Annotated in this window: 20 protein-coding genes; 10 read left to right on the top strand and 10 right to left on the bottom strand. The window is 66.4% G+C overall.

Features of this window, described 5'->3' with window-relative positions; all coding sequences use genetic code 11:
* Positions 1-5: 5 nt before the first annotated feature.
* The 6 genes from D571_RS0108885 to D571_RS0108860 all read left to right on the top strand — a co-directional run bounded on the left by D571_RS0108885 (position 6) and on the right by D571_RS0108860 (position 3725).
* The gene (locus tag D571_RS0108885; protein WP_018936333.1) at positions 6-443 is read left to right on the top strand and encodes a peptidylprolyl isomerase; all 438 of its coding nucleotides are present in this window, start codon (positions 6-8) and stop codon (positions 441-443) included.
* A gap of 19 nt (positions 444-462) precedes the next feature.
* Positions 463-1410, top strand: a complete 948-nt coding sequence (ispH, locus tag D571_RS0108880) for a 4-hydroxy-3-methylbut-2-enyl diphosphate reductase (RefSeq protein WP_018936332.1) — start codon at positions 463-465, stop codon at positions 1408-1410.
* 78 nt (positions 1411-1488) lie between these two features.
* Positions 1489-1875, top strand: a complete 387-nt coding sequence (locus D571_RS0108875; RefSeq protein ID WP_018936331.1) for a nucleotidyltransferase family protein — start codon at positions 1489-1491, stop codon at positions 1873-1875.
* 159 nt (positions 1876-2034) lie between these two features.
* Positions 2035-2901, top strand: a complete 867-nt coding sequence (purU, locus tag D571_RS0108870) for a formyltetrahydrofolate deformylase (RefSeq protein ID WP_018936330.1) — start codon at positions 2035-2037, stop codon at positions 2899-2901.
* Between the two features lie 117 nt (positions 2902-3018).
* Positions 3019-3363, top strand: coding sequence for a nucleotidyltransferase family protein (locus D571_RS0108865; protein ID WP_018936329.1), 345 nt, complete (start codon positions 3019-3021; stop codon positions 3361-3363).
* Complete coding sequence (locus D571_RS0108860) at positions 3360-3725, top strand: HI0074 family nucleotidyltransferase substrate-binding subunit (protein ID WP_018936328.1); 366 nt, start codon at positions 3360-3362, stop codon at positions 3723-3725. The genes D571_RS0108865 and D571_RS0108860 overlap by 4 nt, the downstream gene beginning before the upstream one ends.
* A 14-nt stretch (positions 3726-3739) precedes the next feature.
* On the opposite strand, the gene D571_RS0108855 is transcribed toward D571_RS0108860, so the two are convergent.
* Both D571_RS0108855 and D571_RS0108850 read right to left on the bottom strand, forming a co-directional pair.
* Positions 3740-6940: a DEAD/DEAH box helicase gene (locus D571_RS0108855; protein ID WP_018936327.1), complete on the bottom strand. Its 3201-nt coding sequence runs from the start codon at positions 6938-6940 to the stop codon at positions 3740-3742.
* The gene (locus D571_RS0108850; RefSeq protein ID WP_018936326.1) at positions 6937-7353 is read right to left on the bottom strand and encodes a (deoxy)nucleoside triphosphate pyrophosphohydrolase; all 417 of its coding nucleotides are present in this window, start codon (positions 7351-7353) and stop codon (positions 6937-6939) included. Before D571_RS0108850 ends, D571_RS0108855 begins: the two co-directional genes overlap by 4 nt.
* A gap of 1348 nt (positions 7354-8701) precedes the next feature.
* Between D571_RS0108850 and D571_RS0108845 the strand changes: the two genes are divergently transcribed.
* The 3 genes from D571_RS0108845 to D571_RS0108835 all read left to right on the top strand — a co-directional run bounded on the left by D571_RS0108845 (position 8702) and on the right by D571_RS0108835 (position 12623).
* Positions 8702-10507, top strand: a complete 1806-nt coding sequence (locus D571_RS0108845; protein WP_018936325.1) for a DEAD/DEAH box helicase — start codon at positions 8702-8704, stop codon at positions 10505-10507.
* Between the two features lie 263 nt (positions 10508-10770).
* Positions 10771-11598, top strand: coding sequence for a S1C family serine protease (locus tag D571_RS0108840; RefSeq protein ID WP_018936324.1), 828 nt, complete (start codon positions 10771-10773; stop codon positions 11596-11598).
* 101 nt (positions 11599-11699) lie between these two features.
* On the top strand, positions 11700-12623 hold the full coding sequence (locus D571_RS0108835) for a hypothetical protein (RefSeq protein ID WP_026287735.1): 924 nt from the start codon (positions 11700-11702) through the stop codon (positions 12621-12623).
* A gap of 104 nt (positions 12624-12727) precedes the next feature.
* Here the strand turns inward: D571_RS0108835 and D571_RS0108830 are convergent, their stop codons facing one another.
* From D571_RS0108830 to D571_RS0108815, 4 genes are all read right to left on the bottom strand, one after another.
* Positions 12728-13834 (bottom strand): nucleotidyltransferase family protein, encoded by a 1107-nt coding sequence (locus D571_RS0108830; protein ID WP_018936322.1) that lies wholly within the window; start codon positions 13832-13834, stop codon positions 12728-12730.
* Entirely contained in the window at positions 13831-14736 is a 906-nt protein-coding gene (locus D571_RS0108825) for an HprK-related kinase A (protein WP_018936321.1), read from the bottom strand. The genes D571_RS0108830 and D571_RS0108825 overlap by 4 nt, the downstream gene beginning before the upstream one ends.
* Before the next feature lie 3 nt (positions 14737-14739).
* Positions 14740-15045 (bottom strand): HPr-rel-A system PqqD family peptide chaperone, encoded by a 306-nt coding sequence (locus D571_RS0108820; protein ID WP_083916889.1) that lies wholly within the window; start codon positions 15043-15045, stop codon positions 14740-14742.
* A 213-nt stretch (positions 15046-15258) separates the two neighbouring features.
* The gene (locus D571_RS0108815) at positions 15259-15996 is read right to left on the bottom strand and encodes a hypothetical protein (RefSeq protein ID WP_018936319.1); all 738 of its coding nucleotides are present in this window, start codon (positions 15994-15996) and stop codon (positions 15259-15261) included.
* Positions 15997-16510: 514 nt separating this feature from the next.
* Between D571_RS0108815 and D571_RS0108810 the strand changes: the two genes are divergently transcribed.
* Positions 16511-17749, top strand: coding sequence for an alanine racemase (locus D571_RS0108810; protein ID WP_018936318.1), 1239 nt, complete (start codon positions 16511-16513; stop codon positions 17747-17749).
* 51 nt (positions 17750-17800) lie between these two features.
* Here the strand turns inward: D571_RS0108810 and D571_RS0108805 are convergent, their stop codons facing one another.
* From D571_RS0108805 to D571_RS0108790, 4 genes are read right to left on the bottom strand one after another with little or no spacing between them, the layout of a single operon-like run.
* Positions 17801-18544, bottom strand: a complete 744-nt coding sequence (locus D571_RS0108805; protein WP_018936317.1) for a class I SAM-dependent methyltransferase — start codon at positions 18542-18544, stop codon at positions 17801-17803.
* Between the two features lie 40 nt (positions 18545-18584).
* A complete protein-coding gene (locus D571_RS0108800; protein WP_018936316.1) occupies positions 18585-19307 on the bottom strand; it encodes a GAF domain-containing protein in 723 nt (240 codons plus the stop codon).
* A 27-nt stretch (positions 19308-19334) separates the two neighbouring features.
* A complete protein-coding gene (locus D571_RS0108795) occupies positions 19335-22634 on the bottom strand; it encodes a VanZ family protein (RefSeq protein WP_018936315.1) in 3300 nt (1099 codons plus the stop codon).
* Between the two features lie 47 nt (positions 22635-22681).
* Positions 22682-23971, bottom strand: coding sequence for a nucleotide sugar dehydrogenase (locus tag D571_RS0108790; protein ID WP_018936314.1), 1290 nt, complete (start codon positions 23969-23971; stop codon positions 22682-22684).
* Between the last annotated feature and the right edge of the window lie 8 nt (positions 23972-23979).

Raw genomic sequence — 23979 nt, 5'->3', positions numbered from 1 at the left:
CGAACATGACGACCGTAGTGAAAGAGAAACGCGTGCTCATGCACTACCGGCTGGTGCTGGAAAACGGCCTGGTGGTGGATTCCACCGGCGAGGAACCCACCGAGCTGGAGGTCGGCGCCGGCGAGATCCTGCCCGGGCTGGAAGACCTGCTGATCGGCCTGCAGCCGGGCGATCAGCGGGAATTTGCGATCGAGGCCGGGACCATGTTCCCTTGGCCCGAGAAAGAGGCCTTCCAGCCGGTGCCCCGCAATCAGTTCCCGCCCGAGGCGGAACTGGAAGAGGGTCAGATCTACGAGTTCACCAGCCCCTCGGCCGAGGCCGTGCCCGGCCGCATCACCGAAGTGGGCGAGGAGACCGTGACCGTGGACTTCAACCACCCGCTGGCGGGCAAGAACTTCACCTTCGAGGTGGAGATCCTGGAAGTGCACCCGGCGGACGAGTGATCCGCGAGGAGAACAGGCCATGAACATGCAGGTCCGGCTCGCCAACCCGCGCGGCTTCTGCGCCGGCGTCGAACGCGCCATCGAGATCGTGGAACGCGCCCTGGAGATCCACGGCGCCCCGCTGTACGTCCGCCACGAGGTGGTGCACAACCGCCACGTCGTCGGGCGCCTGGAAGACGCCGGCGTGGTGTTCGTGGAAGAACTGGAAGAGGTCCCGGACGGCCACGTGGTCATCTTCTCCGCCCACGGCGTGCCGCGCCGCGTGCAGGAAGAGGCCGAGCAACGCGGCCTGACCGTGTTCGACGCCACCTGCCCGCTGGTGACCAAGGTCCACCTCGAGGTCTCGAAGCATGCCCGCGAGGGGCGCGAAGTGGTCCTCATCGGCCATGCCGGCCACCCCGAGGTGGAAGGCACCCTAGGCCAGTTCGACACCTCGAACGGCGGGCGCATGATGCTGGTGGAAACCGTGGAAGACGTGGAACGCCTGGAGGTGAGCGAGCCCGACCGGCTGGCGTTCGTCTCCCAGACCACGCTGTCGATGGACGACACCGCCGACATCATCGACGCCCTTACCGCGCGCTTCCCCAACATCGAGGGGCCGCGCAAGATGGACATCTGCTACGCCACCCAGAACCGCCAGGACGCGGTGAAGACCCTCACCGACGACTGCGACCTGCTGCTGGTGGTCGGCTCGAAGAACAGCTCCAACTCCAACCGCCTGGCCGAGATCGGCGCGCGCGCCGGCGTGCCGTCGTATCTGGTGGACGGTGCCGCCGACATCGACCCCGCCTGGCTCGAAGGCCGCGACCGAATCGCCGTGACCGCCGGCGCCTCCGCCCCCGAACTGCTGGTGCAGGAAGTCATCGACTACCTGCGGGAGCGCGGCGTGAACGAGGTGAGCGAAGTCGCCGGCCAGGAAGAGACCATCACCTTCTCAATCCCCCCGGGCCTGCGCGACACCGCCTGACCCCCGCAGGAGCGTCCTTGGCCGCGAACTGTAGTTGTCCTAATCTGGGGTCTTTCGGATTCGCTGCCGCGGTGCCCCATGCTTTCTCCCGAACAAACTTCGCAGCTCGAGCGCCTCGCCAGAGAGCATGGCTGGGAGCTGCTGGTCCTGTTCGGCTCCACGGCGCGGGACGGCACCGGCCGCGACATCGACCTTGCCGTTCAGCCGGCGGAGATGCCGGACCTGATGACCCAGGGCCGCTGGCAACGGCAACTGGAAGAGATCCTGCAACCCTGCCCGGTTGATCTGCTGGTCCTGAGCGAAGGTACTTCCCCGCTGACCCGGTTCGAGGTCTTCCGGGATGGCGTCTGCCTGTACGAAGCACAGGCCGGGCGCTTCCACGCCGAGCAGGACCGCGCCTTCTTCCTGCACGCCGATTCCGTACTCTTCCAGCAACTACGGATAGAGGGCACGGATACCTCCTGATACCGATGCCGTCCCCGACGCCCTGGACGTGTATTCCGCCTTTGCCAGCTGGGCCGGGGAGCGCGTCCGGTCGAGCCCGTAGTCATTCCTGCCGGATATCGGTCTCCCGGGCGCCCCGGTGTACCCTGACCGCTTCAATCTCCCCGGAATATCTCGACCATGACAGAAATCACCCCCGCGCGCCACGACTTCCGCCTCAGCATCGTCTGCCCCGACCAGCACGGGATCGTGGCCCGGGTGGCCGAGGCCATTGCCGGCACCGACGGCTGGATCACCGAAGCCGCCCAGCACACCGACGCCGAGGCCGGCTGGTTCTTCATGCGCTGGGTCTTCGCCCTCGACCCCGCGCGCGAAGGCGAACTGCGCGACCGCCTGCTGCACTTGGGTGAAGACATGCGCATGGACTGGGTGCTGGCCGACTCGTGCAGCCGCCAGCGCGTGGTGCTCATGGTCAGCCGCGAAGGCCACTGCCTCAGCGACCTGCTCGCCCGCTGGCACGCCGGCGAGCTGCCCATGGACATCCCCGCCATCCTCTCCAACCACACCGACCACGAACCCCTGGCGCGCTGCTACGGCATCCCGTTCGAGCACATCCCCGTCCCGCGCGACGACCGCGCGACCGCCTTCGCCCGACTGCAGGAACGCCTCGACGACCTGCAGCCCGACACCGTGGTCCTCGCCCGCTACATGCAGATCCTCCCGCCGTGGATGTGCGAGCGTTACCCGCAGCGCATCATCAACATCCACCACAGCTTCCTGCCCTCGTTCTCCGGCGCGCGCCCCTACCACCAGGCGCACACCCGCGGGGTCAAGCTGATCGGCGCCACCAGCCACTACGTGACCGAAGAACTGGACGCCGGCCCCATCATCGAACAGGACGTGACCCGCGTACGCCACGACGACAGCGTGCAGGACATGATCCGCAAGGGCCGCGACGTGGAACGCTGGGTCCTCGCCCGCGGCCTGCGCTACCACCTCGAAGGCCGCGTGCTCACCCACGGCAACAAGACCGTCGTCTTCGACTGACGACAGCCCGTTCCCGGGCATGCCTCACTTCCCAACATTGAAGTTGACGCTCGGACCCGAGGCTTGTCAGCAACCCCGGATGCTATAGTTTTCCTGTACTCAGGGGACGGTCAGAGCATGGAAACCGCGGGTTACGCCAACATCCCGAAGGCCGAAGAGGCGCAGTCGCCGCGCGAGCGGGTGACCGGGCTGGCGCATGACGCCGCCGCCATCGTGCGCGAGGAATTCGGTGACGATGCCCGGGTAATCTGGTTCGGCTCCTGGCCGCGTGGCACGGCGCGCTGGAACTCCGACATCGACCTGGCGATCGTGCCGGCCCGGGACGTTGCCATCAGCGACTGGGGCCGGCTGCGCGGCCGCATCGAGGACCTGCGGACGCTCTACACCTTCGATCTGGTCGACCTGACCGAGGCCAGCGACGAACTGCGCCGCGACGTCGAAGACCATGGAATCCCGCTTTGAACAAGCCCCTCGAGAGTTTTGGCAAGGCGCTCGACCGTCTTGACCAAGCTCTGGCCGCCCCCGCCAGCGATCTGGCGCGGGATGCCAGCATCCAGCGGTTCGAGTTCACCTTTGACCTGGCGTGGAAATCGGTGAAGGCCGCCGCGGCAGAGGAAGGCCTGGAGTGCGCCTCGCCGCGTTCGTGCCTGCGGCTGGCTCTGGGCCAGGGCTGGATAACCGAGGAAACGGTCTGGCTGGCCATGCTGGATGATCGCAACCGCGCCGCGCACACCTACGACGAAAAACTGGCCGCACAGCTCTACTCCCGGCTGCCGGATTACCTCCCCGCTTTCCATCAGCTGAAAGAAGCGCTCGGCACCTGAACCGCCGCTGAGCGCTACAGGACCGTGCGGCGGGCGAAGTGCAGGAGGCGGGCGGGCAGTTCGTAATCCAGTTCCCAGACGATGCTCATCGGTTTGCTGCCTTCATGGCGCTGGTAGCGCACCGGGCCGCAGAAGGTGAACGGTTGGCTCAGGCCGGTGCCGTCGCGCTTGGCCGGGCGTATGAACAGCATGGGGGTGTAGCCGAGCTGTTCGTGGTGGATGTAGCGCTGCCCGGTCTCCGAGGTGGGTGAGGTGCCGGACTGCGACTGCCAATGGAACCGCCGCTCGTTGAGGGCGTAGTCCTCGTACATGGTGGTGGGCGAGAACTCCTGCTCGGATTTCTCCAGGGTCACGAACAGCGCATCCACTCGCCGTTCCGGCACATGCCGCACACCCTCTTGCTGAGTGATCGGCTTCTCCAGGCTCCCGAGCCCCAGCGCCAGCAGGATCTGCTCGCGGGTGTAGGACGCATGCAGTTCCAGCGGCCCGGTCTGCTCCGGGAAGGTGATGCCGCTGGCCGGCACCATGCGCGCGCGCCGCCATTCGGCGACCTCCTGGAGATCCCGGTAAAGCGGGCGTTGTTCGCGGACGAAGCGGGCCACCGAGGCGAGATCGCCATTCCCCGGGCGCGTCTTGCCCCATAGCGTGCTGTGGATCAGGGCCAGCCGCAGCCGTTCTTCCTCGCTGAGCTCATCCACGTTCGCCGCGGATTCCGCCAGATGGCTTTGCAGGGTTTCCAGCAACTGCTGGTCATCACAGCGGACCAGGCGTTGCAGCCCGCGCTTGAGGCCGTTGGCATACGGCTTCAGCGCCTCGGTCGACTCCCCTCCGCAGTCCGCGCGCAGCCGTGAGGGCAGATCCTTGCGCAGCAGGTCTTCTGCCTCGTCCATATGCAGGCAGTCGAGCATCTTGGGCAGGCTTGCCGAGTCGATGTCCTCCTGGAAACAGCCCTTCAGCTCGCGCACGATTTGCGGACGCTGGCGGTTGATCTGCGCGCGGATGTTGTCGAGGACCCGCTGGGTGGCCAGGCGGTCGAGGTGGATCAGGCAGCCGCTGGGCAGCCAGGGGAAGCCTTCCTCGATCTGGTGGTCGACCCGCTTCTCCGGCCGCGCGCTGAGCGCCCGGAACCGCGCGGCATAGTGAAAGCGCCGGTCCTGCGGCGCCACGAAATCCAGCACCGTGAGGTGCGGCTTGCCTTCATGCAGCCGCAGCCCGCGGCCGAGCTGCTGCAGGTAGACCGTCAGGCTCTCGGTCGGGCGCAGCAGCAACAGGGTGTCCACCTCCGGCAGATCCACGCCCTCGTTGTAGAGGTCCACGGTAAAGATGAAGCGGATGCGCCCCTCGCGCAGGTCGCGCTGCACCGATTCGCGCTCGTGGTCTGGGCTCTCGCCGGTCAGCACCGCGCTGGGCACCTGCCTGGCCGAAAAATGCTCCGCCATGAACCGCGCGTGGGCGCGGCTGATGCAAAACCCCAGGCCCCGAACCGAGCCCAGGTCGGTCGCGTGTTCATGGGCCTGCCGCAACACCCAGTCGGCCCGCGCCTGGTTGCCGGTGAACACGCCTTCGAGTTCCTGGGCGTCATAGCCCCCGCGCTGCCAGCTCACCCGGCTCAGGTCCACAGATTCGTGGTCGGCCACGCCGAAGTAATGGAACGGCACCAGCAGGCGCCGTTCGATCGCGTCCGGCAGGCGGATCTCGTGGGTGTAACGCTGGCCGAAGTGCTGGCGGATGTCATCGGCATCCGTGCGCTCCGGGGTCGCCGTCAGGCCCAGCAGGCACTTGGGCCGTACATGCTCGAGGATGCGCTGGTAGCTCCCCGCGGTACTGTGGTGCGCCTCATCCAGTACCACGTAATCGAAATGCGCCGGGTCTAGGCGATCGAGGTCCCGTGAATTCCAACTCGCCACCGTGCAGAACAGATGGCGGTCCTGACTCGGACGCGCCCCGCCCACCAGCACGTCGCCAAACTCGCGGTCCTGCAGCACTTGCCGAAAGCTCGCCATCGCCTGACGCAGGATCTCCTCGCGGTGGGCGATGAACAGCAGTGACGGCCGCCCCTTATCCGCCTGCTCGCGCGCAAACCGCCGATAGTCGAACGCGGCGATCATGGTCTTGCCGGTCCCGGTGGCGGCGATCACCAGATGGCGGTCGATCCCTGAACGGCGCTCGCGCTGGATGTCCTCCAGGATCTCCTGCTGAAAGGCATACGGCCGCAGGTCGAAGAACGTGGTGGCGTCTTTCTGCGCAGCGGGTCCTGAGCTGGATTCCGATTCCAGCGCCTGTTGCAGCCGGGGTAGGTCATCCGTGGTGAGCGGTTCAAACTCGGCCGGGTCTGCCCAGTGCGCCTCGAACGAGGCCTCGATCTGGCGCCACATATGCGGCAGCTCGTATTCGCTGACCTTGGCCGTCCACTCCAACCCCTCATCCATCGCCACGCGTGAGACATTCGCCGAGCCGATGTAGGCACTGCCAAACCCCGTGCTCCGATGAAACAGGTAGGCCTTGGCGTGCAGGCGCGTGCGGTGCGTGTCGTACGAGACCCGAATCTCGGTGTTCGGCAGGTCCAGCAGAAATTCGATCGCCTTGAGATCGGTGGCCCCGAGGTACGAGGTCGTCGCGATCCGCAGCCTGGGCGAGCCATCGGCCGTCGGGGTCTCGGTAAAGCGCTTGAGCGTCTCGCGCAGAGCGCGAATCCCGCTCCATTTTATGAACGACACCAGCCAGTCGGCCCGCTCCGCACTGGCCAGCTCCTTCTCGATCTGCGTGACCAGGCTGGGCGTGCGATCGGATCCCGTGAGCAGGCTGGACAGGGCCAACGGAATATCCGGCCGCGGTGTCTCCTGCTGCCCCACCTGGTCGGCGGTCGGAGAGCGCACCTCCAACAACTGCCGAAACGGCGGCTGCGGCAGGTCTTCCTCTATGCCCGACAGCGGATGCCCGGCCGCCGCCAGCGCATCCGCCAGGATCTGCACGGCCTGCGTCCAGTCTTCACGCCCCTTCTCGCGCAGCTTTCCGGCCCGCTCTGCAAGCCGTTGGGCCAGCTCGGCGGCCAGGGTCATCGCCAGGTCGTCACCCTCCAGCCCCTGGCTCCAGCGGGCATGGTCCTCCAGCCCCAGGGCCTCCAGCGCCTGCCGTACCCGCGGCGTATCCAGCCGTTCATGCAGGCCGACCCATTCGCCCCGGGGCAGGGATTTGGCTGCGTTATCCCGGTTCATGCGGAAGGTCCCGCAATAAAGGCTTCGAGCAACGGGATGTCCGCGGGCGCCAGCTCGAGCCCGCGCGCCTCCAACGGCGACACCCAGCACCAGCGATCGTGCACCGTCAGAACCGGGCTCTCGTCGTCCGTCCACGCCCGCAGCGCCACCAGCTCAAGGCTTCCGTTACCCGGAATCGGCGTACGACCGATCTCTTCCCCGACTCGAAGCTCCAGCGCCAGCTCTTCGCGGAATTCGCGGCACAACGCAACCTCCAGGCTCTCGCCCGGCTCTGCCTTGCCGCCGGGGAATTCCCAATACCCCGCCAGCGCCTGATCGGCCCCGCGACGCGCCAGAAAGATCCGCCCCTGCGCATCCTCCAGAATGCCGCATACCACCACCGCCTGATTCGCTTCTATGAGCGTTGCCAACACCGGCTCTCCCTTAACCTCTGGCCGGATCGTACCAGGGAACGCCGCCACGGCTCCCGCCGGAAGCCCGATCCCCGGGCCCCACGTGGTCGCTCCTCCCGTCACGCCACACCGGGTAACGTTGATATCCCGATTCTGTATAGCACCGCGCTCTATCACGCCCGAGCAGCCGCCTTCCACGTCTCGCCCCGAATCAGTCCAACCCCAAGCCTTTAACGTCGGCCCCTGAATCTCGCCTATGTTGGATCGGCGGGCCGATGTAAGTCTTTGATCAACTGCCAAAGACTCTTCGTCCCAGTCGGCCGGACGCCCTGCCACTCGACGCGACGCACACTACCATGATAAAAGCATGGTTTAGCTGTGGTGGTGTGCCGCCGAGAGGAGAACGCCGGGATGATATGCAGAATCTGTATATCACCAATATGACAGATTCTGTCTAATCTACTGTTAGCGAGATCACATGGCAGGTAATCTACAAGTAGGGGAAAGGGTCTACGTACCTTGCGCTCGAATACCGGTGCTGCGAGACAGAGGCGTTGCGCTTTACGAGACCCAAGTGGTTGATGTTCAAGGCCAGCGTGCCCGTGTAGATCTGCCTGGTGGCGTAGCATCAGGCTGGATCGGGTTTCCTCTTTTGCATAGGAATGTAGGGATACTAATAATAAATGTTGGTGATTTTTTCTCAGAATACGGTTTGCTTGACCCGCTTGCAAAATCGGTAGGTCAATTTTGCCGACTATTGGTGCCTGAGGACCAAATGCGGCAGGTTCGAGTGCGAAGTCTCGCAGAGCTTGAGAATCTATGGAAGCGAGAACAGTCCCTGTACTCGCATGTCGTTTGGGTTGGTCACGGTTCACGAAATGGAATAAACTTCGCAGTTGATGGATGGGTTGCTCCGGCTCGGCTTAACAGTACTCTGCGGCTTCGATGTGCGCCCCGTAAGACATATATTTCATTGTGCTGTGAACATGGATATAAGTCTTACGGGGCAGAAATATCGCGTTCTACCATATGTAGTGATTTCATTGGGCCATTTCATTCCGTCCCCGGCGCCACAGCTTCACAGTTTTGCCAGACATTCCTCGCAAGCCATCTTTTGGAAGGCAGAACCGTTGGAGTTGCATTTAGGGATGCGCGAGAAGGAGTACCGGGGACGGCTAGTTTTAGGTTATGGCGCGCAGGTAGATTGAAAGCGGGACCAAGATGACGAGATCGCTAACAACAGCGTCAACGCGGACCGGCTTTTCCGCTGGCGCGCCAAAGCCGTCCGGTTACGCTGGGCGTTATCCGTACAGGTAGGTTCTGGAGAATGACCACGCTAATACCTTCGCTGAACAGCTGCCTCCCACGGATGACGTCGGGCGAGAAGCGCTTTGCGCGGCGGCTGGAGCACTTCCTGGAGGATGACTACCTGTGCTGGTACGACGTGCCGGTGGGCGGGCGGTCGGAGCATCCGGATTTCATCGTGCTGCATCCGCAGCGTGGGCTGCTGATCCTGGAGGTCAAGGACTGGCGGCTGGAGACCATCCGGCAGATCGATCGCCAGGAGGCGACCATCCTGACGGACCGGGGCCTGAAGGTGGTGCCCAACCCGCTGGAGCAGGCGCGCCAGTATGCCTATCAGGTCATCAAGCCCCTGGAGCGCGATCCGCAGCTGGTGTATCCGCCGGGGTCTTCGCTGCAGGGTCGGTTGATGCTGCCCTTCGGGCACGGGGTGGTGCTGGCCAATATTACCCGCGCGCAGTTCGAGCAGCAGGAGCTGGGCGAGGTGATCCCGGGCAATCGGGTCATCTGTCGCGACGAGATGACCGAGTCCCAGGATCCGGAGGATTTTCAGAAGCGGCTGTGGGACATGTTCACCGTGCAGTTCCCGCACCGGTTGTCGCTGCCGCAGATCGACCGCATCCGCGGTCACCTGTTCCCCGAGATCCGCATCCGCCAGGGCAGCCTTTTCGACGATGCGCCCGACGCGGACGAGACCGAATCGCCGGCCGAAGTGCTCCCGGACCTGATGCGGGTGATGGACCTGCAGCAGGAACAGCTGGCGCGCAGCCTGGGAACCGGGCACCGGGTGATCCATGGCGCGGCCGGGGCGGGAAAGACGCTGATCCTGGTCTACCGCTGCCTGCATCTGGCGCGGGCCCTGCGCAAGCCGATCCTGGTGCTGTGCTACAACCGCACCCTGGCTGACCGCCTGCAGGCCATCCTGGCGGAGAAGGGCGCGGGCGATCAGGTGGTGGTGTACAACTTCCACCGCTGGTGCCACGCGCAGCTGCGCACCTACAACGTGCCGCCACCGCCGAATAACACGGACAAGCGGGCCTTCTTCGACCAGCTGGTGCAGCAGGTGATCGACGGCGTCGACCAGGGGCAGATCCCCGGCGGGCAGTACGGCGCGGTGATGATCGACGAGGGCCACGACTTCGAACCGCGCTGGTTCCGGCTGGCCACGCAGATGGTCGACCCGGACACCAACTCGGTGCTGGTGCTGTACGACGACGCCCAGTCGATCTACGGCCGCAGCCAGAGCCGGTTCAGCTTCTCCAGCGTAGGCGTGGAGGCCCGCGGGCGCACCACCATCCTCCGGGTGAATTACCGCAACACCCGGCAGGTGCTGGACCTGGCCACCCGTTTCGCCCGCGAACTGCTGGATCCGCAGGAGGCCGAGGAAGACGGCATCCCGCTGGTGCCGCCGGAAAGCGCGGGCCGCGAAGGCCCGGAGCCCGCGATCATCCCCCTGCCCGCCCAGCCGCAGGAGATTGAATACATCGCCGGGCACTTCAAGCGGCTGCACGAACAGGGCCGCCCCTGGAGCGAGATGGCCGTGCTGCACCGCCGCGTGCCCGCCGCCGGCAAGATCCGCGCAGTGTTCGAGCGCGCGGGCATCCCGCTGGAAAACCTCGGGGACCGTAACCGCCAGAAGTCGGCCACCCCGGCCGACACGGTCAAGATGGTGACCATGCACTCCAGCAAGGGCCTGGAGTTTCCCGTGGTGGCCCTGACCGGCCTGGGCGAGATGGATACCGCTGAGGAGCGCGAGGCCGAAGAGGCCCGCCTGCTCTACGTGGCCATGACCCGTGCCATGGACGAGCTGATCGTCACCGGCCCGCCGCAGGCCCCCTTCCTCCGCCGCATTGGCGAGGCCGAGCAGGCCTGAACCCGCCGCCCTGTGCTGGATGATCGAGGGTTCCGGATATGAAAGTGAGCCATCCCATGGTGGAAGTTATTGCGGCATAACCACCCCGTTCAGCGGACCTCATGGAGCGCCCGGCGGCGTGAGCTGAACCGGGCACGGGTCCTGTGCTTCCGCGTGGAACTCGCGTAGCCGTCGAGCAGGGCAAGGGGCTGGTGTCGACCGCCCGCATCCCGCGGTGCATTCTGGGCTAGACTCATCCGAAAGAATGCTGGAGGGTCGCGACCATGAGCCCGTATCGCTACGCCGTGTTCCAGCCGCCGGCTGGCGGCCGCCATCGCCTGGCGCGATGGGTGGTGTCGTTCGTGCTGGGAGCGGTGTTCGCGTTCCTGTCAGGGGCCGTCCAGTCCGGGGATCTGCCAGATACGGTCGATCGGGTCGAGCCCTCGATCGTCGCGGTCGGTACTTATCAGGCGACCCGCAGTCCCCGTGCGGAATACAAGGGAACGGGCTTCGTGGTCGGCAACGGCCGGCTGGTGGTCACCAATCATCATGTGATCCCCGAGGACCTGGACAGCGAGCGGCGGGAACGCCTGGTGGTGGTCAGCGGCCAGGGCCGGGATACCGAAGTCCATTCGGGGGAGGTCGTGGCCCGGTCCGTCGATCATGATCTTGCCCTGCTGGAGATTGACGGGTCGTCGCTGCCCGCGCTGCCTCTGGGTTCATCGGATGCGGTGCGGGTCGGAGAGGAGGTTGCCTTCACCGGCTACCCCATCGGCATGATTCTGGGGCTTTACCCGGCAACGCATCGGGCGACCGTTTCCGCCCGCACCCCGATGGTCATACCGGCCCGCCATTCGGATGAGCTGGACGAGCGACGTATTCGGGCGCTGCGCAACGATCCTCCGATGGTGTTCCAGCTGGACGCGACCGCCTATCCCGGCAACAGCGGGAGTCCGTTGTTTCGCATGGACTCGGGAGAGGTTGTCGGGGTGATCAACCAGGTCTTCGTGCAGGGCGGGCGCGAGGCGGCCATCGGCCAGCCCAGCGGCATCACTTATGCGATCCCGGCGGATCGCATCCGGCCCCTGCTGGCGCGTTACCGGGACCAGTAAGGCGCCAACCCGGGAGCGCATTCGCGCTCCGAATTCGATGCGCATGAACGAGGCGCAGTGCTGGCCGCGCCCGCCAAACGGATGAAGAAATGGACGCCCGCATGGCTGACAGCCCGACCGACACCACCCGTGTCTTCCAGCAGATCCACATTGATGTCGCCCGCAACTCCACGGACGACTTCAATCCCTTTCATGACGGGGACAAGTGGGACAGGATTCGCGGCAACCCCTTTGGCGGTCCGATCGTGCTCGGCTTTCAGCTCGAATCGCTGGCCGAGGACCTCGTGAACGCGGTGCGCCGCGCCGAGGGCGGCCACGAGGACACCGCACTGCCGTTTCGCAACTACCAGTTCACCTTTGCCGGTGCCCTGCGTACGGACGAAGCCTTCACCACGGTGGTCAAGCCCTCCGTGCGGCGCACGGCCTCGGCGGGATCGCCCCAGGTGGCCAATCGTGTCGTGATGCGCAAGGGCGACGGGCTGGTGTTGCTGGGTCATGTACGCGACACCCAGACGCCACTGGCCCTGGCAGACGCGACACTCCCCCTGCCGGCGCAGACGCCGCTGGAACAGCTCGAGGATCGCAGCGTCATCGCCGACTCCGGGTGGTTTCACAAGCGCAAATTCATGTCCAACGGCAATGCCAAGAATCTGCTGGCAGGGTCCCTGGTGCATCAGGCCGACTACTTCGATGAACTGGAGGACTGCGTCAACTTCCCGGACATGTTCCCGGTCTCGTTGATCTCCTGCGCGCTGCTGGAGCGGGCCCACGCCACCGGGCACGACTTCTACGCCCAGCCACTGGTCTACACCACGCACCACATCAGTGTGGACCGGCGCCTGGTCCGCGGCCTGCGCAGCGCCGATGCCCTGCACATCCTGGTCAGCCCGCCCGAATACGTGGCGCCCGCCGATCGCGGCCTGGTGAAACCCGGCACAGGCCAGCAGCGCTACCGTTGCCTGGGACTGCTGGCCGACTCGAGCGTGCTGTTCCGCGCCGATCTGACGCTGGCCCCGATCGGCTGAACACCCGGATCGACCACGGTCAGGACAGAACCGCTACTCGCGCGTGCCACGCCGGGAATCGAGACGACCAGCGCAGGGGCCATGGGTGCAGAGTGGTGCCTCCCTCAAGGGTCGGGCTGTTCCCTCTTGCCAGCACGGCGCTCCTTGATCGCCTTGCGCACCAGGTGCGGCAGCAGCAGGCGCAGGGGCATGCGCAGATAATGCGAGCGCACGTACAAACACCAGCGGGCGGTGCCGGATAATGGGCCATCGCATATCCAGTGATGGGGCTTGAGACCACGCCGGAAAAGGGCATCCATCACCACCAGCAACGGGGTGGCGGGCCGCGCCGGGGAAAGGCGCGCATAGACCGTGTCGGGGATCGGTGTCGCCAGAAACTCGCGACCGTAGCGCAGCGCGTAGTACAGCGGACGCGCCAGATCCATCTCGAAGGCGCGCGCGGTGAGCTGTTCCCAGAAGCCCGAGTCCCGCTCTGCAAAGTGCCGCAGCAGCGCATCCAGGTCGGCCAGGTCGCGCAAGCCGTTCTCCAGCTCGCCGTCGTGAAACAGGTGGGTAGCGCTGTGTAACACCATGTCCGCCGGAGCCAGTACTAACAGGTTGCACCAGCCCTTCAGCGGACGGGCTGCGGCGAATAGCTTGTCCGGGTCCGGGGCGAGTCTTGCGGTGGGTGGCAGGATGGTGTGGTGAACGTCCAGAACGCTTTTGCGGCGGATATGGGTGAGCGGCGGCAGTTCGTGCATCCAGCGCCGGTAGTAGGTCTGGTCGTACTCATCGTGCCCCTGGGCCAGCCAGCCGCGGGCGAACAGGGCCCGTTCGGTGCTCTCCAGTGCTCGGCGCGGCACCATGATGTCCAGGTCCGCAAAAAGCCGGCCGGGGGCACAGGGCAGATCGGCCATAAGGTAGGCGGCCCCCTTGAGGATCACCACCGGTGCCTCTCGGGCGCCCAATGCCTCGTGTACTTGCTCCACCTCCCAGCGCATGCGCTGGTGTTGTTGGGCCGCCACCTTGCCGGCGGCCGCCAGGTGGCGCCGGGGGCGCGCTGGCACCCGGGCGAGCAGCCCTTGCTCTTCGAGCAGGGCATGCAGTCGTGCCTCCAGTGAGGCGGCCCGCGCCACCCGCAAGAGCGGGTCCCAGTCGCTCAGCTGCAGCGATTCGACGGCGGCGGGTTGGGTCAGTGCGGTCAGCAGGTGATCGAGCGCTCGCGGCATCATGGGGCGTCGGGCAGGGCGTTCAGGGCGGACAGGCTCCGGTCCAGATCAGCGTAGTCCAGCTGGGCGCAGGCGCAGCGGTCCACCAGCTCGGCAGCCGCCTCGAAGCCCTGACCGCCCAGCACGCTGTAGTTGAAGGCGGCATCGGCGAGGGTCAACAGGGCGTGGGCCTTGGGCATCTCGCGCAGGGTGTCGTCGCCACCTGGGGCGAAACGCGGGAAAACCAGCCACGCCGGCCGGGCCGGTGCCTGGGCCCGAGCGAGGCTCGCCGACGGTGGTTTCATGTGGGCCACGGTGCCTTTGGTCGTTTCATGGGCGGATCGGCCCACCACCGCCTCCGGGAAGCGCTCGCGGATCAGAGGGATGGCCTGGTTCTTGAGACTGACCGGGCGCGGCAGCGGGGTAAGCAGGCCATTCTCAAGGGACAGTAGAGCGAACTCGTCTGACAGCAGCCGCCAGCCGGAGAGCGCCAGCGCGGCCACCAGCGTGCTCTTCCCCGCCCCCGGCGCGCCGGGCATGATCAGCGCCTGATCGTCCCGTGCAGCGACGGCGGCGTGGATCATCAGGTAGTGGTGGCCGTGCTGGGCAATGCACCAGTTCAGGCCCCACTCGAATAGCGGGAAGGCCTGGCTTAGGGGCAGTGGCTTGAAGGGGGAACTGCCATCGAGATAGAAGCGCGCCTGCGGCCGCCATACGCCGCGAACCCCCGGTGCCCGGTCCAGGCGCACGTGGAAATCGCTAAAGGGGGTGTCTGCCGGCAGCAACTGCTCGGTGTAGTGCAAACCGATGCTCTCGGCAATGGCCGGAAGCCGGGAGCTCAGCCGTACGATAAAAGGCCCAATCTCCAGAGGCGCGCCCTGCGTGCGCAGTATCCGGGGAAGATCGGCAGAAACGGCAACGGCCACGGGCTAGCTCCGCTCCCAAACCAACTGCCGGCGGCGCAGCTCGGCCAGAAGTTGTTCGATGAAGGCCTCGGCATCTTCCACCTCGTGGCCCCAGTCCTGGATGCACTTCTCGATCAGCTCTCGCTGGTTCCTGGGGGTCTGATGCAGCCATTGGAAGAGCGCACCGGCCGCCCCTTCCAGCAGGTGCGTCTCGCCGGTGCGGTGGTCGTAGACCACCCAGCGTTGCGCCCATTCGCGAATATGCGCCGCCGGCAGGGCCGCTGTCTGCCAGAGGCCGGTGGGTGCTGCGGGGTCAGGGCCTGATACCAATCCGTTGCCTCATGCCGGTTCTAGGAGCCTGTCGGATTCAGGACTGATCTGCTGCGCGTATGGGAGAGTGGCCCCTTTTCCGCTCTTTCTCGTCGCATAGCCCCACTATGCGCCTCGAAAGACCGAAAAAAGGGGCCACTCTCCCACTACGCTCGCGACGATCGCCCAAACCCGTCAGTGTCTCCCTAGGCGGACAAGCCAATGGGGATACGCCTAGTCGGACTGAGACGTCTTCACCGGAATGCATTGGTCTGCTTCGTTCTTGGTGTAGCCATCTTCACAGTCACCCCAGCGATCGATGGGGCAGCCGCGGTTGTTCATGTTGTCGAAAACATCCTTGACCAGCTCCGCATCGGTGTCGGCATCCGTCCGGGCCATGTAGTAGGCCTGTTTGACGTCCTCCATGGTGGCGCCGTACTCCACCGAATTGCAGGCGGCGTTCAGCATGGCGGCCACCGCGTGCCAATCCAAGTCGCGGCCTTTGCACGTTTGCAGCACCTCCATCAACGTGGCGTAGGGAGGGGCGCAGGTGGGGCTATTGTGGAAGACAGCGTCGAAACGGGTGCCGGCGCCATAGGCGTCCCACACCGCGCAGGTGCCGTCCTCGTTCCGCTCGATGCATTGCCCCGGGTCGAAGCCGGTGCAGTCCCAGGCCTCGGTGTTGTTCTTCCAGAACCCGGGGGTGCAGCCCTGGCCCTTGGTGCACTCGTGATCGATATCGGAGACATTGGCAGAGAAGATCTCCCCGGACAGCGAGCATCGGCCCTGATTGCCCCATACCGATTTTGCTGGCAGCGTGACCAGCATCGCCCCGCCCAGACCGGCCGTAGCCAGGCGCCGCCGGGCCGGGTTGCGGGGGGCGGCAGAGGCCTGATCTCGATCCACCGACGCGGTGGGCCGCTCATCACCCTTCTGGCTGTGGCGTGGGTCTTGGTCGTGTTCGTCGTTCATGTCTTCTGCTCCAGGTCCGTCCCCGGCATTGTTTCCTTCCGTACCGAGGCCCCGAAAGCACCAGCGCGAGCCGCAATTTCGGAGATACACGGTAACCAACCGTTATTTCTAAATTTTAGCAGGCTCGATGTCACCCCACCGGATAACGGATGAATCACCCATCGGCTGTTCGCCGGCCGTTGCGGCCCCGAGCATCCAGCGTCTCAGGTTGTTGCCCGACGTTGTCCGCTCTTCAAAAAGAACTCATTCCATGTTATCGCGCCCGCTGGCTGTTGCCTAGCATCAGGGCGCAAACGCTCATTTCATGGGAAGCAAGAAAGGCGCCATATTTTTCGGGCACGTGTAACTATCGGATCATGCCGGGGAAATTTTGGTGTTTCATCCTCTTCGCGGATTCGGGTGCGGGCGATTGTAAAAGAATCCGACACCTGTCTGGCGCGCTCTGCGGTTGGACGCGTTCAGCCGCGCGCGGCAAGATCAGCTGCGGCATCTTCAGCACAGGGGGCAGGCAACCATGACACGCGAACACGAACCCGGCCCGTACTACTGGCCCCCTGGACTGGGATGCGACCATCAGGGCGAGTTGTTGATCGCCGGGCATCCTGCACACTCCCTTGTCGAACAGCACGGCACGCCGCTGTACGTCTACGATGCCGAAGACACCGGTGAGCGGATTCAGGCGCTGCGCAGCCAGTTGCCCGCGCGTGTCCGCCTCCACTACGCGGTGCGGGCCAATCCGTACTCGCAGCTTCTGCACCGCATGGTGCCATGGCTGGACGGGATGGGGGTCGTCTCGGCCGGAGAGCTGCTGCGCGCCCGCAAGGCCGGCATCTCGCCGTCCCGGATCTCGTTTGCCGGACCGGCCAAGACGACCGAGGACCTGGAGGCCGCGGCACAGTCCGGATGCGTGCTCGGTATCGAATCCGCCGGCCAGCTGCGCCGGGTCGCCGACGAGGCCCGTACCGCCGGCCACCGTATCCCGGTCAGCATTCATGTCCGTCCCGAACGGTATCTCCGGTCCGACCGGTGGCTGTCCGATTCCGATTTCCCGCCCCTGGGTATCGACGCCAGCGCCGTTCCGGAACTGCTGGAAGAAGCCCGTCACCTGCCGGTCTACATTGCCGGTTTCGAGGTCCGTATCGGCTCCGCCAACCTCCGGGCCGACCGGATTGCCGAGGCCCACAGGCACGCAGTCGATCAGGTCCGCAGTCTGTGCCCGGCCGGCATCATCCCGGAATTCGTCACACTGGCCGGTGGTTTCGGCATCCCCTCCAGCGCCGAAGACCGGCCCCTGGATTCCGCCGTCGTCGCGCAGGGCCTCGGGCAACTGGCAAGGGATCTGCAGGAGCAATGGCCCGAAACCCATCTGGTTCTCGAACTGGGGCGTTACCTGGTGGGAGAGTCCGGCGTCTATCTGACCCGGGTGGTCGAGCGGAAGGTTTCCGGCGGCGAGGCCTTCCTGCTCACGGACGGCGGCACCCACCACCGTCAGACGGCTTCCGGCCTCCCCGGGGCGGATGGGCGAAGCAACCCGCCGGTGGCCATCGCTACCCGCGTCAACAACCCGGACACCGAGACCGTCAGCATTCTGGGCCCGCTGGATTCGCCGCACGACTGTCTGGCAGCGCGGGTACCGTTGCCACATGCCGAGCCCGGCGATCTGATTGCGGTCTTCCTGTCCGGGGCTTACGGCCTGACCGCCAGCCCGGCCGGGTTCCAGGATCGCCCGCTGCCCGCCGAGATCGTGCTGTAGCGCCATCCTTGCGAGGGATGCCGCAATCCGCGGCCAAGGGGCCTGCGCCCGTCAGTCCGCGGGGCGTCGCAGGCGCAGGATGAAGGAGTGGCTCAGGGCCGAGCCGAGGGGAGGCGCGAGATGCAGCAACCCGCGCCCCGGCCCGCTCTCGAACAGGGGCTGCAGGAAGGCCACGCGCCCCGGCACCAGGGGCATCCAGTGCGCGGAGATGCGTTCCAGACCCGCTTCTGCGGCCGCCTGCAGCAGTCCGCTGCGGCTGTCGTAACGCAGATGGGGCGGGCGACCGGCCCGCCGCCGACGCGCCTCCCGGATCCGGGTCGGCAGGCAGTCGGCGTTCAGCGCATCGACCCAGAGCTCCCCGCCGGGCCGCAGCACACGCGCCATTTCGGCCAGCGCGGTGTCCGGTCGTACGATCGCCTGCATCACCCCGAAGCAGAGGATGCCGTCGGCGACCGCCTCCGGAAATGGCAGGCGGTGGATGTCGCCCGCCAGCCAGCCGATGCCCTCCGGGCTGCGATCCCGCGCCTTGCCGACCGAAGGCGAGGAGTAGTCGATGCCCACGGCCTCGTATCCCTCGGCCTGCAGCATCCGGGTGTAGGTGCCGGCGCCGCAGCCGATATCCAGCCAGCGCCCCGGTACCGGGTCTGCCTGTCCCCACCAGTGCCGAAACTGCCGCACCCGGCTGTTCAGTCCCGTCGGGGTCCAGCCGGCGATTCCGGCGTCGTCATCCAGCTGCGCACCGCGTTCGACAAAGCGACGCCGCCAGCGCCGTTCGAAGTCCTCCGGCTGGTTCATTCCGCAGGCCTCCGGGGCATCCATGCGCGCGGATGCCGCCTCATTTGCGCGCCTCGCTCACGTGGCTGATCAGCTCGGTCGCGGCGGTCAGCACATGGTCGTCGGAAAACCCCGCCCGCTGCATCTCGTCATACATGGTCTGCGCCAGCAGGCGGGCGACACGCCGGGGTTCATGCGTGATCGGTCCGTTGAGCGCGTCGGGCTGACGCGCAAGGGCCATCTGCGTGAAGCTGGTGCGCAACAGGCCTTTCAGCCGGTGGATCAGGATGGACCGGGACACCACCAGCGCGAGGATGGAGGCGATGCGCAGATCCTCCGTGGAGAGACGACGTCCGTCTGCGGGGGAGTCGAGATTGATCACGCCGATCACCTCGCCCTCGAGGCGGATCGGGACCACAATGATATCGACCGGCCGGTCTTCGGGTTCACGTCTGGCCGCGTCCGCGTAAGCCGTCCGGTGCAGATCGCGGATGAGCATCCCCTTGCCCGACGCCGAAACCTGGCCCGAGATCCCTTGGCCCAGGGGCTGGTGCTCCTCGTAAGCCCGGTCCGCAAGGTTCCCGTGATGCGCCTGCACCCGCAGTCGCGGCTCACCCGAATCGGGATCGGGTTTCACCAGCATGATCGAGCAGCGCTCGCAGCTCATCGCATGCCCGACCAGCGAGGCAAGCCGCTCAAGCCCCTTTTCCAGCGAGTCGGCGTCTTCCACGAAACGAGCCAGTTCCGGCAGATGCTCGTCGAATCGGTCTATCACTTCGCCCATCACAGGGTCCTGGCTCGCTATCCACACTCAGCGAATGGTATCAGTTCCGCCGTCACGCGATGCGCGCGTGTGCGCCGCGGCCACCCCCAGCAGCAGCGTCAGGTAGAACAGCAGCGCGATCCGGGGTGAAAAGAAGATCGTGCTGAACAGCCCGACCGCCAGTGCCCCGCCCGTTGCGGACGCGGCTCCCAGCGCCAGGGCGTCGCCGCGGATCGCACGCCGCAGCAGGAACAGGATGGCCGCCAGGGTGAGCCAGACAAAGGCCAGTACGCCGAGCCAGCCCTGATCGAAATAGATCTCCAGCCACTGGTTCTCGATGCGCCAGGGCCAGAGATGATCGGTGATGAAATACCAGTGGCGGCTCCGCTGCTCGAAATCGGCGTTGTCCAGATAGCCGTGACCGTCGGCGTCGCGGATCTGCACATGCTCGAACTCCATGATGCCGTCGAGTCCGCGATCCACGCTGATCGAAAATACCAGTCCCCGCTCGAAGGGCCAGGACCGATCCTCCAGCCCCTCCAGATCGAACTCCCATTCCAGGGTCTCGGGCGCGCCGTCGCCGGACAGCTGCAGGCCCTGACTGCGGCACTCGAAGGAATGCCGGATGGGCTTCTCGCATACGAATACGCGGAACCCGTTTGCCTGCGCGCCGGCCGCCTCGATCTCCAGCGTCAGCGGGCCCTGGCGTGGCAGACGTACACGCTGATTCACGAACAGCGAATCGCCCCCGCCCAGCTGCAGTTGTGAACCCTCATCATCCCGGACGAAGGCCAGGTTGGCCGGCAGCCGCCCCTCCACGTTGCCGGTGCGATAGTGGTCGGGAAAGCTGCCCATTCCGCGCCCCAGGATCGGCGCAAGCGGCCCCCCGCCGGGCAGTTCCAGGCCCGCCTGCCAGTGCTGCAGCCGGCTCTGCAGGTCATCTTCGATCTGCCCCAGGCGCTGCTCGCCGAAGCCGCCCAGGGTCGTGCCCGCGACCAGAACTGCTGCCGCCACGGGCAGCAGCCCCCCGGCCAGCCACGCGGGCCGCAGCGTCCCCCGCCGCCGCACGCCCGCCAGCAACAGGCCGGCCAGCAGGATCGCCAGGGCCACCCCGAAGCCGAGATACCCGCCACGCGAATAGGTCATCGCCACCGCATAGGCGGCCCCCGCGCCGAACAGCAGCGAGCCCGCGAGCAGCATCCCCGGCCGCTGCCGCCAGCACCAGATCAGTGCCAGCGGCAGGGCCAGTACCAGGAAGGTCTCGATACTCGGCCCGCCGGCCTGCATCTCCGAGAACAGCCCCGACAGGCGATAGCCGCTGTCGAAATCCAGCAGACCCGGATAGGTCGCACGCTCGCGGATCACATAGGCCACCTTGGCCAGCAGGGCCAGCGCAACCCCGGGCAGGAACCAGCGCTCCACCTGCTCGCGCACCGGTATCGGCGCAACACGCAGGACCGCCAGCAGCATCACGGTCCACAGGAGTCCCTTGGCGACACGCAGGGCATTCCAGTCATGGGCAAAGTGCACCGCCTGGCCCGGATCCCATGCGCCGGGCGGATACAGGGCGATCGCCAGCGCCACCAGCGTGGAACCCGTCAGCAGCACCAGCGGCCAGCGAACGGCGCGTGGCAGCAGGGGACCGGAATGACCCGGGTGGACGCCGTGCCACAGGGCCACCGCCACTGTCATCAGCAGGAACAGGTCCAGTTCGGAGACGAACAGCCGGCCGGTGTACAGCGTCAGGTCCAGCGTCGCCAGCACGACCGGGATGACCAGCAGCCATGCCTGCGGCCGCCACCACAACAACACCGCGTAGCCCAGCAGTCCCGCCACCATGGCCGGTGCCGCCACCGGCCAGGTCGCCGCCACCCCCAGGGTGGTGAGTGCGACCAGGCCGCCCAGGGCTTGCCGCATCCGGCCGGAGGGGTCCGGGGTCGGTCCAGCAGCCGGTGCCTGCGCGGGCTCGCCCGCATCGTGCCGGTTCGAAGCGGCGGCACCGCTCGCCTGTTCGAGCCAGCGAAGCGCCGCCGCAACCACCCAGGCCGCCAGCCCGGCCAGCACGAGGCTGGCGGGGTCCGGTCGGGCGCCGTCCACGAAGAGCTTGGTCAGTTCCACGACCAGGGCCAGCAGGACCCCACCGGCCACCGCGAGCCAGTACAGCCCGGCCGTCGACCAGGCGCGGTTGAGCTGCCAGACCCAGACCAGCGCGCCCAGCGGCGCATACATGGCGAGATGCAGCGCCGTGCTGCGCAGTGCGTGGATCTCGTCGACGAAGTAGTGGTAGTAGAACGGCCACAGGTTCAGTTCGCGCCATTGCGCGTGCGCCGCTTCCAGATCGAAGTGAAAATCCGCAAAGCCGTGGTTGAGCGCCAACAGCAGCAGGGCATACGCCGGTATGGCCACGACCAGCACCGCAGACGCGGCCTGCTGCAGCGAGCGGATCACCCCGTGCGGGTGGTCCGGCAGCCGCCGCCACAGCAGAAGCCCGGCCCCCAGCCCGAGGAATCGCAACAGCACCGAGCGGCCCTCGACGATGCCCGACAGGGTGAACAGGTTCGCCACCTCCAACAGCGCGGCCCCCAGCAGCGCCAACGGCAGGCCGGCCGCCAGCAGGGGCAGGCCCCGGCGCTGCAGCCACCACGCCAGCAGCAGTCCCACCGGGATGCTGACCACCAGCTCCAGCGTCAGCCAGCTGTAGCAGCGGATCCCGCTGGTGCAGGCATCCGCGGCCAGCCACCAGCCCCACGAGTCGGAGGCCAGCCGCGCGCGCAGTTCTTCCTGCGAGAGCACAAAATCAAACGGGATCAGGCCGACGGTGACGTACAGCCCCGCATAGAGGAGCAGCGCCATGCCCAAGGTCCGCGCGCCCGACGCCTCCAGCGCCCGACGCCAGCGCAGCATCGGATTGCGCAGCGCCAGCCAGGCGAGCGAACCGGCCACTGCACCGGAGAAGTTGCCGGCGATATCGGCCCCGGCCGGATGGCGGTACGGCAGCCAGACCTGGAAGAACTCGACCGTGGCCGTCACCGCCAGACCGAGGGCGGCCACGAACAGGAAGACGCCCCCGGCCCGCAGACCACTGCGGCGACCATGCGTCAGCCACGCGGTCCAGAAGAACCCCAGCGGCATGAACATCAGCACGTTCGCCATGAACTGCTGGCGACCGCTCGTGCCCGGCCCGGTCAGGCTCATGTTGCGGTAGGTCTCCCACGCCGTCTCGAGGGAGACATTGCCGAACTCGAACGGCAGCAGCGTCAGATAGAACGCCGCCCCCAGCGCCAGCCAGGCCCACAATGCGCAGGTGCGCAGTGAAAGCGGTTCGTGGTGGAGGGCGTTGGCGTTCATTCGGACTCCCGCAGTCGGGTGCCCCGGGCCCTGTCGCCGGGGCCGCGTTACAGACGCAGATCCGTGGACTCGGGCGGGAACACCGATTTGACGTCGAAGATGACTCCTTCCGACCGGGCCAGCCCGCGGATCGACTCGATCCCCATGGCCAGAAATTCGCGGTGCGGTACGGCCACGATGATCGCATCGAACTGGCCGGGCTCCGGGGTGGCCGTCAATGGCGTGATCCCGTATTCATGCTCCGCCTCGGCCGGGTCCACCCAGGGGTCGAACACCGTCACGTCCGTGTTGTAGTCGACCAGGGTCGAATGGATATCGATCACCCGGGTGTTGCGCAGATCCGGGCAGTTTTCCTTGAACGTCAGTCCCATCAGCAGGATCCGCGCCCCCACCGGGTTGATGCCCTTGCGCACCAGCGCCCGCATCGTGCGATCGGCGATGTGGGCCCCCATCGCGTCGTTCACGCGCCGCCCCGCCAGGATCATCTCGGGGTGGTGTCCCACCGCCTGCGCCTTGTGCGTCAGGTAATAGGGGTCCACCCCGATGCAGTGCCCGCCCACCAGACCGGGCCGGAACGGCAGGAAATTCCACTTGGTCCCGGCCGCCCGCAGCACCGCCTCGGTGTCCAGGCCCAGGCGCTCGAACAGCAGGGCCAGCTCGTTGATCAGCGCGATGTTCACGTCGCGCTGGGTGTTCTCGATGACCTTGGCGGCCTCGGCCACGCGGATGCTTTCGGCCCTGTGCGTGCCGGCGGTGATCACCCGTGCATACAGGGCATCCACGAAGTCCGCCACCTCCGGGGTGGACCCGGAGGTCACCTTCATGATCGAGGTGACGCCGTGTTCCTTGTCGCCGGGGTTGATCCGCTCCGGGCTGTACCCGGTAAAGAAGTCCCGGTTGTGGACCAGCCCCGACTCCGCCTCCAGGATCGGCACACAGTCTTCCTCCGTGGCGCCCGGATACACCGTGGATTCGTAGATCACGGTATCGCCCGGTTGCAGCACCTTGCCCACGCTGTGGCTGGCGCCCAGCAGCGGGCGCAGGTCCGGGCGTCGGTTCTCGTCGATGGGCGTGGGTACGGTCACCACGAAGACATTGCAGCGCCGCAGCGCCTCCAGGTCAGCCGTGTACTCGAGCCGGCCGGCGGCCGCCAGCGCCTTCGGTTCCACCTCGCGCGTACGGTCATGTCCGGCACGCAGCTCCTGAACCCGGCGCGGGTCAATGTCGAAACCGAGCGTAGTCCAGTGGCGGCCGAACTCCACGGCCAGTGGCAGTCCGACGTACCCCAGGCCGATTACGCCGATGGTGATGTCATCCAGTGCAGGGAGCGCTTGCATACGAGTTC

The sequence above is a fragment of the Thioalkalivibrio sp. ALJ24 genome, from assembly GCF_000377785.1.
Classification (GTDB): Bacteria; Pseudomonadota; Gammaproteobacteria; order Ectothiorhodospirales; family Ectothiorhodospiraceae; genus Thioalkalivibrio.
The sequence above is the reverse complement of the archived record's forward strand: the minus strand, read 5'-3'. Positions and strand labels throughout refer to the sequence as shown.

Bases quoted from the DNA above. Each gene is read 5' to 3' on its own strand.
- D571_RS0108885 (WP_018936333.1), top strand. From the start codon at position 6: ATGACGACCGTAGTGAAAGAGAAACGCGTGCTCATGCACTACCGGCTG.
- ispH (WP_018936332.1), top strand. From the start codon at position 463: ATGAACATGCAGGTCCGGCTCGCCAACCCGCGCGGCTTCTGCGCCGGC.
- D571_RS0108875 (WP_018936331.1), top strand. From the start codon at position 1,489: ATGCTTTCTCCCGAACAAACTTCGCAGCTCGAGCGCCTCGCCAGAGAG.
- purU (WP_018936330.1), top strand. From the start codon at position 2,035: ATGACAGAAATCACCCCCGCGCGCCACGACTTCCGCCTCAGCATCGTC.
- D571_RS0108865 (WP_018936329.1), top strand. From the start codon at position 3,019: ATGGAAACCGCGGGTTACGCCAACATCCCGAAGGCCGAAGAGGCGCAG.
- D571_RS0108855 (WP_018936327.1), bottom strand. From the start codon at position 6,940: ATGAACCGGGATAACGCAGCCAAATCCCTGCCCCGGGGCGAATGGGTC.
- D571_RS0108845 (WP_018936325.1), top strand. From the start codon at position 8,702: ATGACGTCGGGCGAGAAGCGCTTTGCGCGGCGGCTGGAGCACTTCCTG.
- D571_RS0108840 (WP_018936324.1), top strand. From the start codon at position 10,771: ATGAGCCCGTATCGCTACGCCGTGTTCCAGCCGCCGGCTGGCGGCCGC.
- D571_RS0108835 (WP_026287735.1), top strand. From the start codon at position 11,700: ATGGCTGACAGCCCGACCGACACCACCCGTGTCTTCCAGCAGATCCAC.
- D571_RS0108830 (WP_018936322.1), bottom strand. From the start codon at position 13,834: ATGATGCCGCGAGCGCTCGATCACCTGCTGACCGCACTGACCCAACCC.
- D571_RS0108815 (WP_018936319.1), bottom strand. From the start codon at position 15,996: ATGAACGACGAACACGACCAAGACCCACGCCACAGCCAGAAGGGTGAT.
- D571_RS0108810 (WP_018936318.1), top strand. From the start codon at position 16,511: ATGACACGCGAACACGAACCCGGCCCGTACTACTGGCCCCCTGGACTG.
- D571_RS0108805 (WP_018936317.1), bottom strand. From the start codon at position 18,544: ATGAACCAGCCGGAGGACTTCGAACGGCGCTGGCGGCGTCGCTTTGTC.
- D571_RS0108800 (WP_018936316.1), bottom strand. From the start codon at position 19,307: ATGGGCGAAGTGATAGACCGATTCGACGAGCATCTGCCGGAACTGGCT.
- D571_RS0108795 (WP_018936315.1), bottom strand. From the start codon at position 22,634: ATGAACGCCAACGCCCTCCACCACGAACCGCTTTCACTGCGCACCTGC.
- D571_RS0108790 (WP_018936314.1), bottom strand. From the start codon at position 23,971: ATGCAAGCGCTCCCTGCACTGGATGACATCACCATCGGCGTAATCGGC.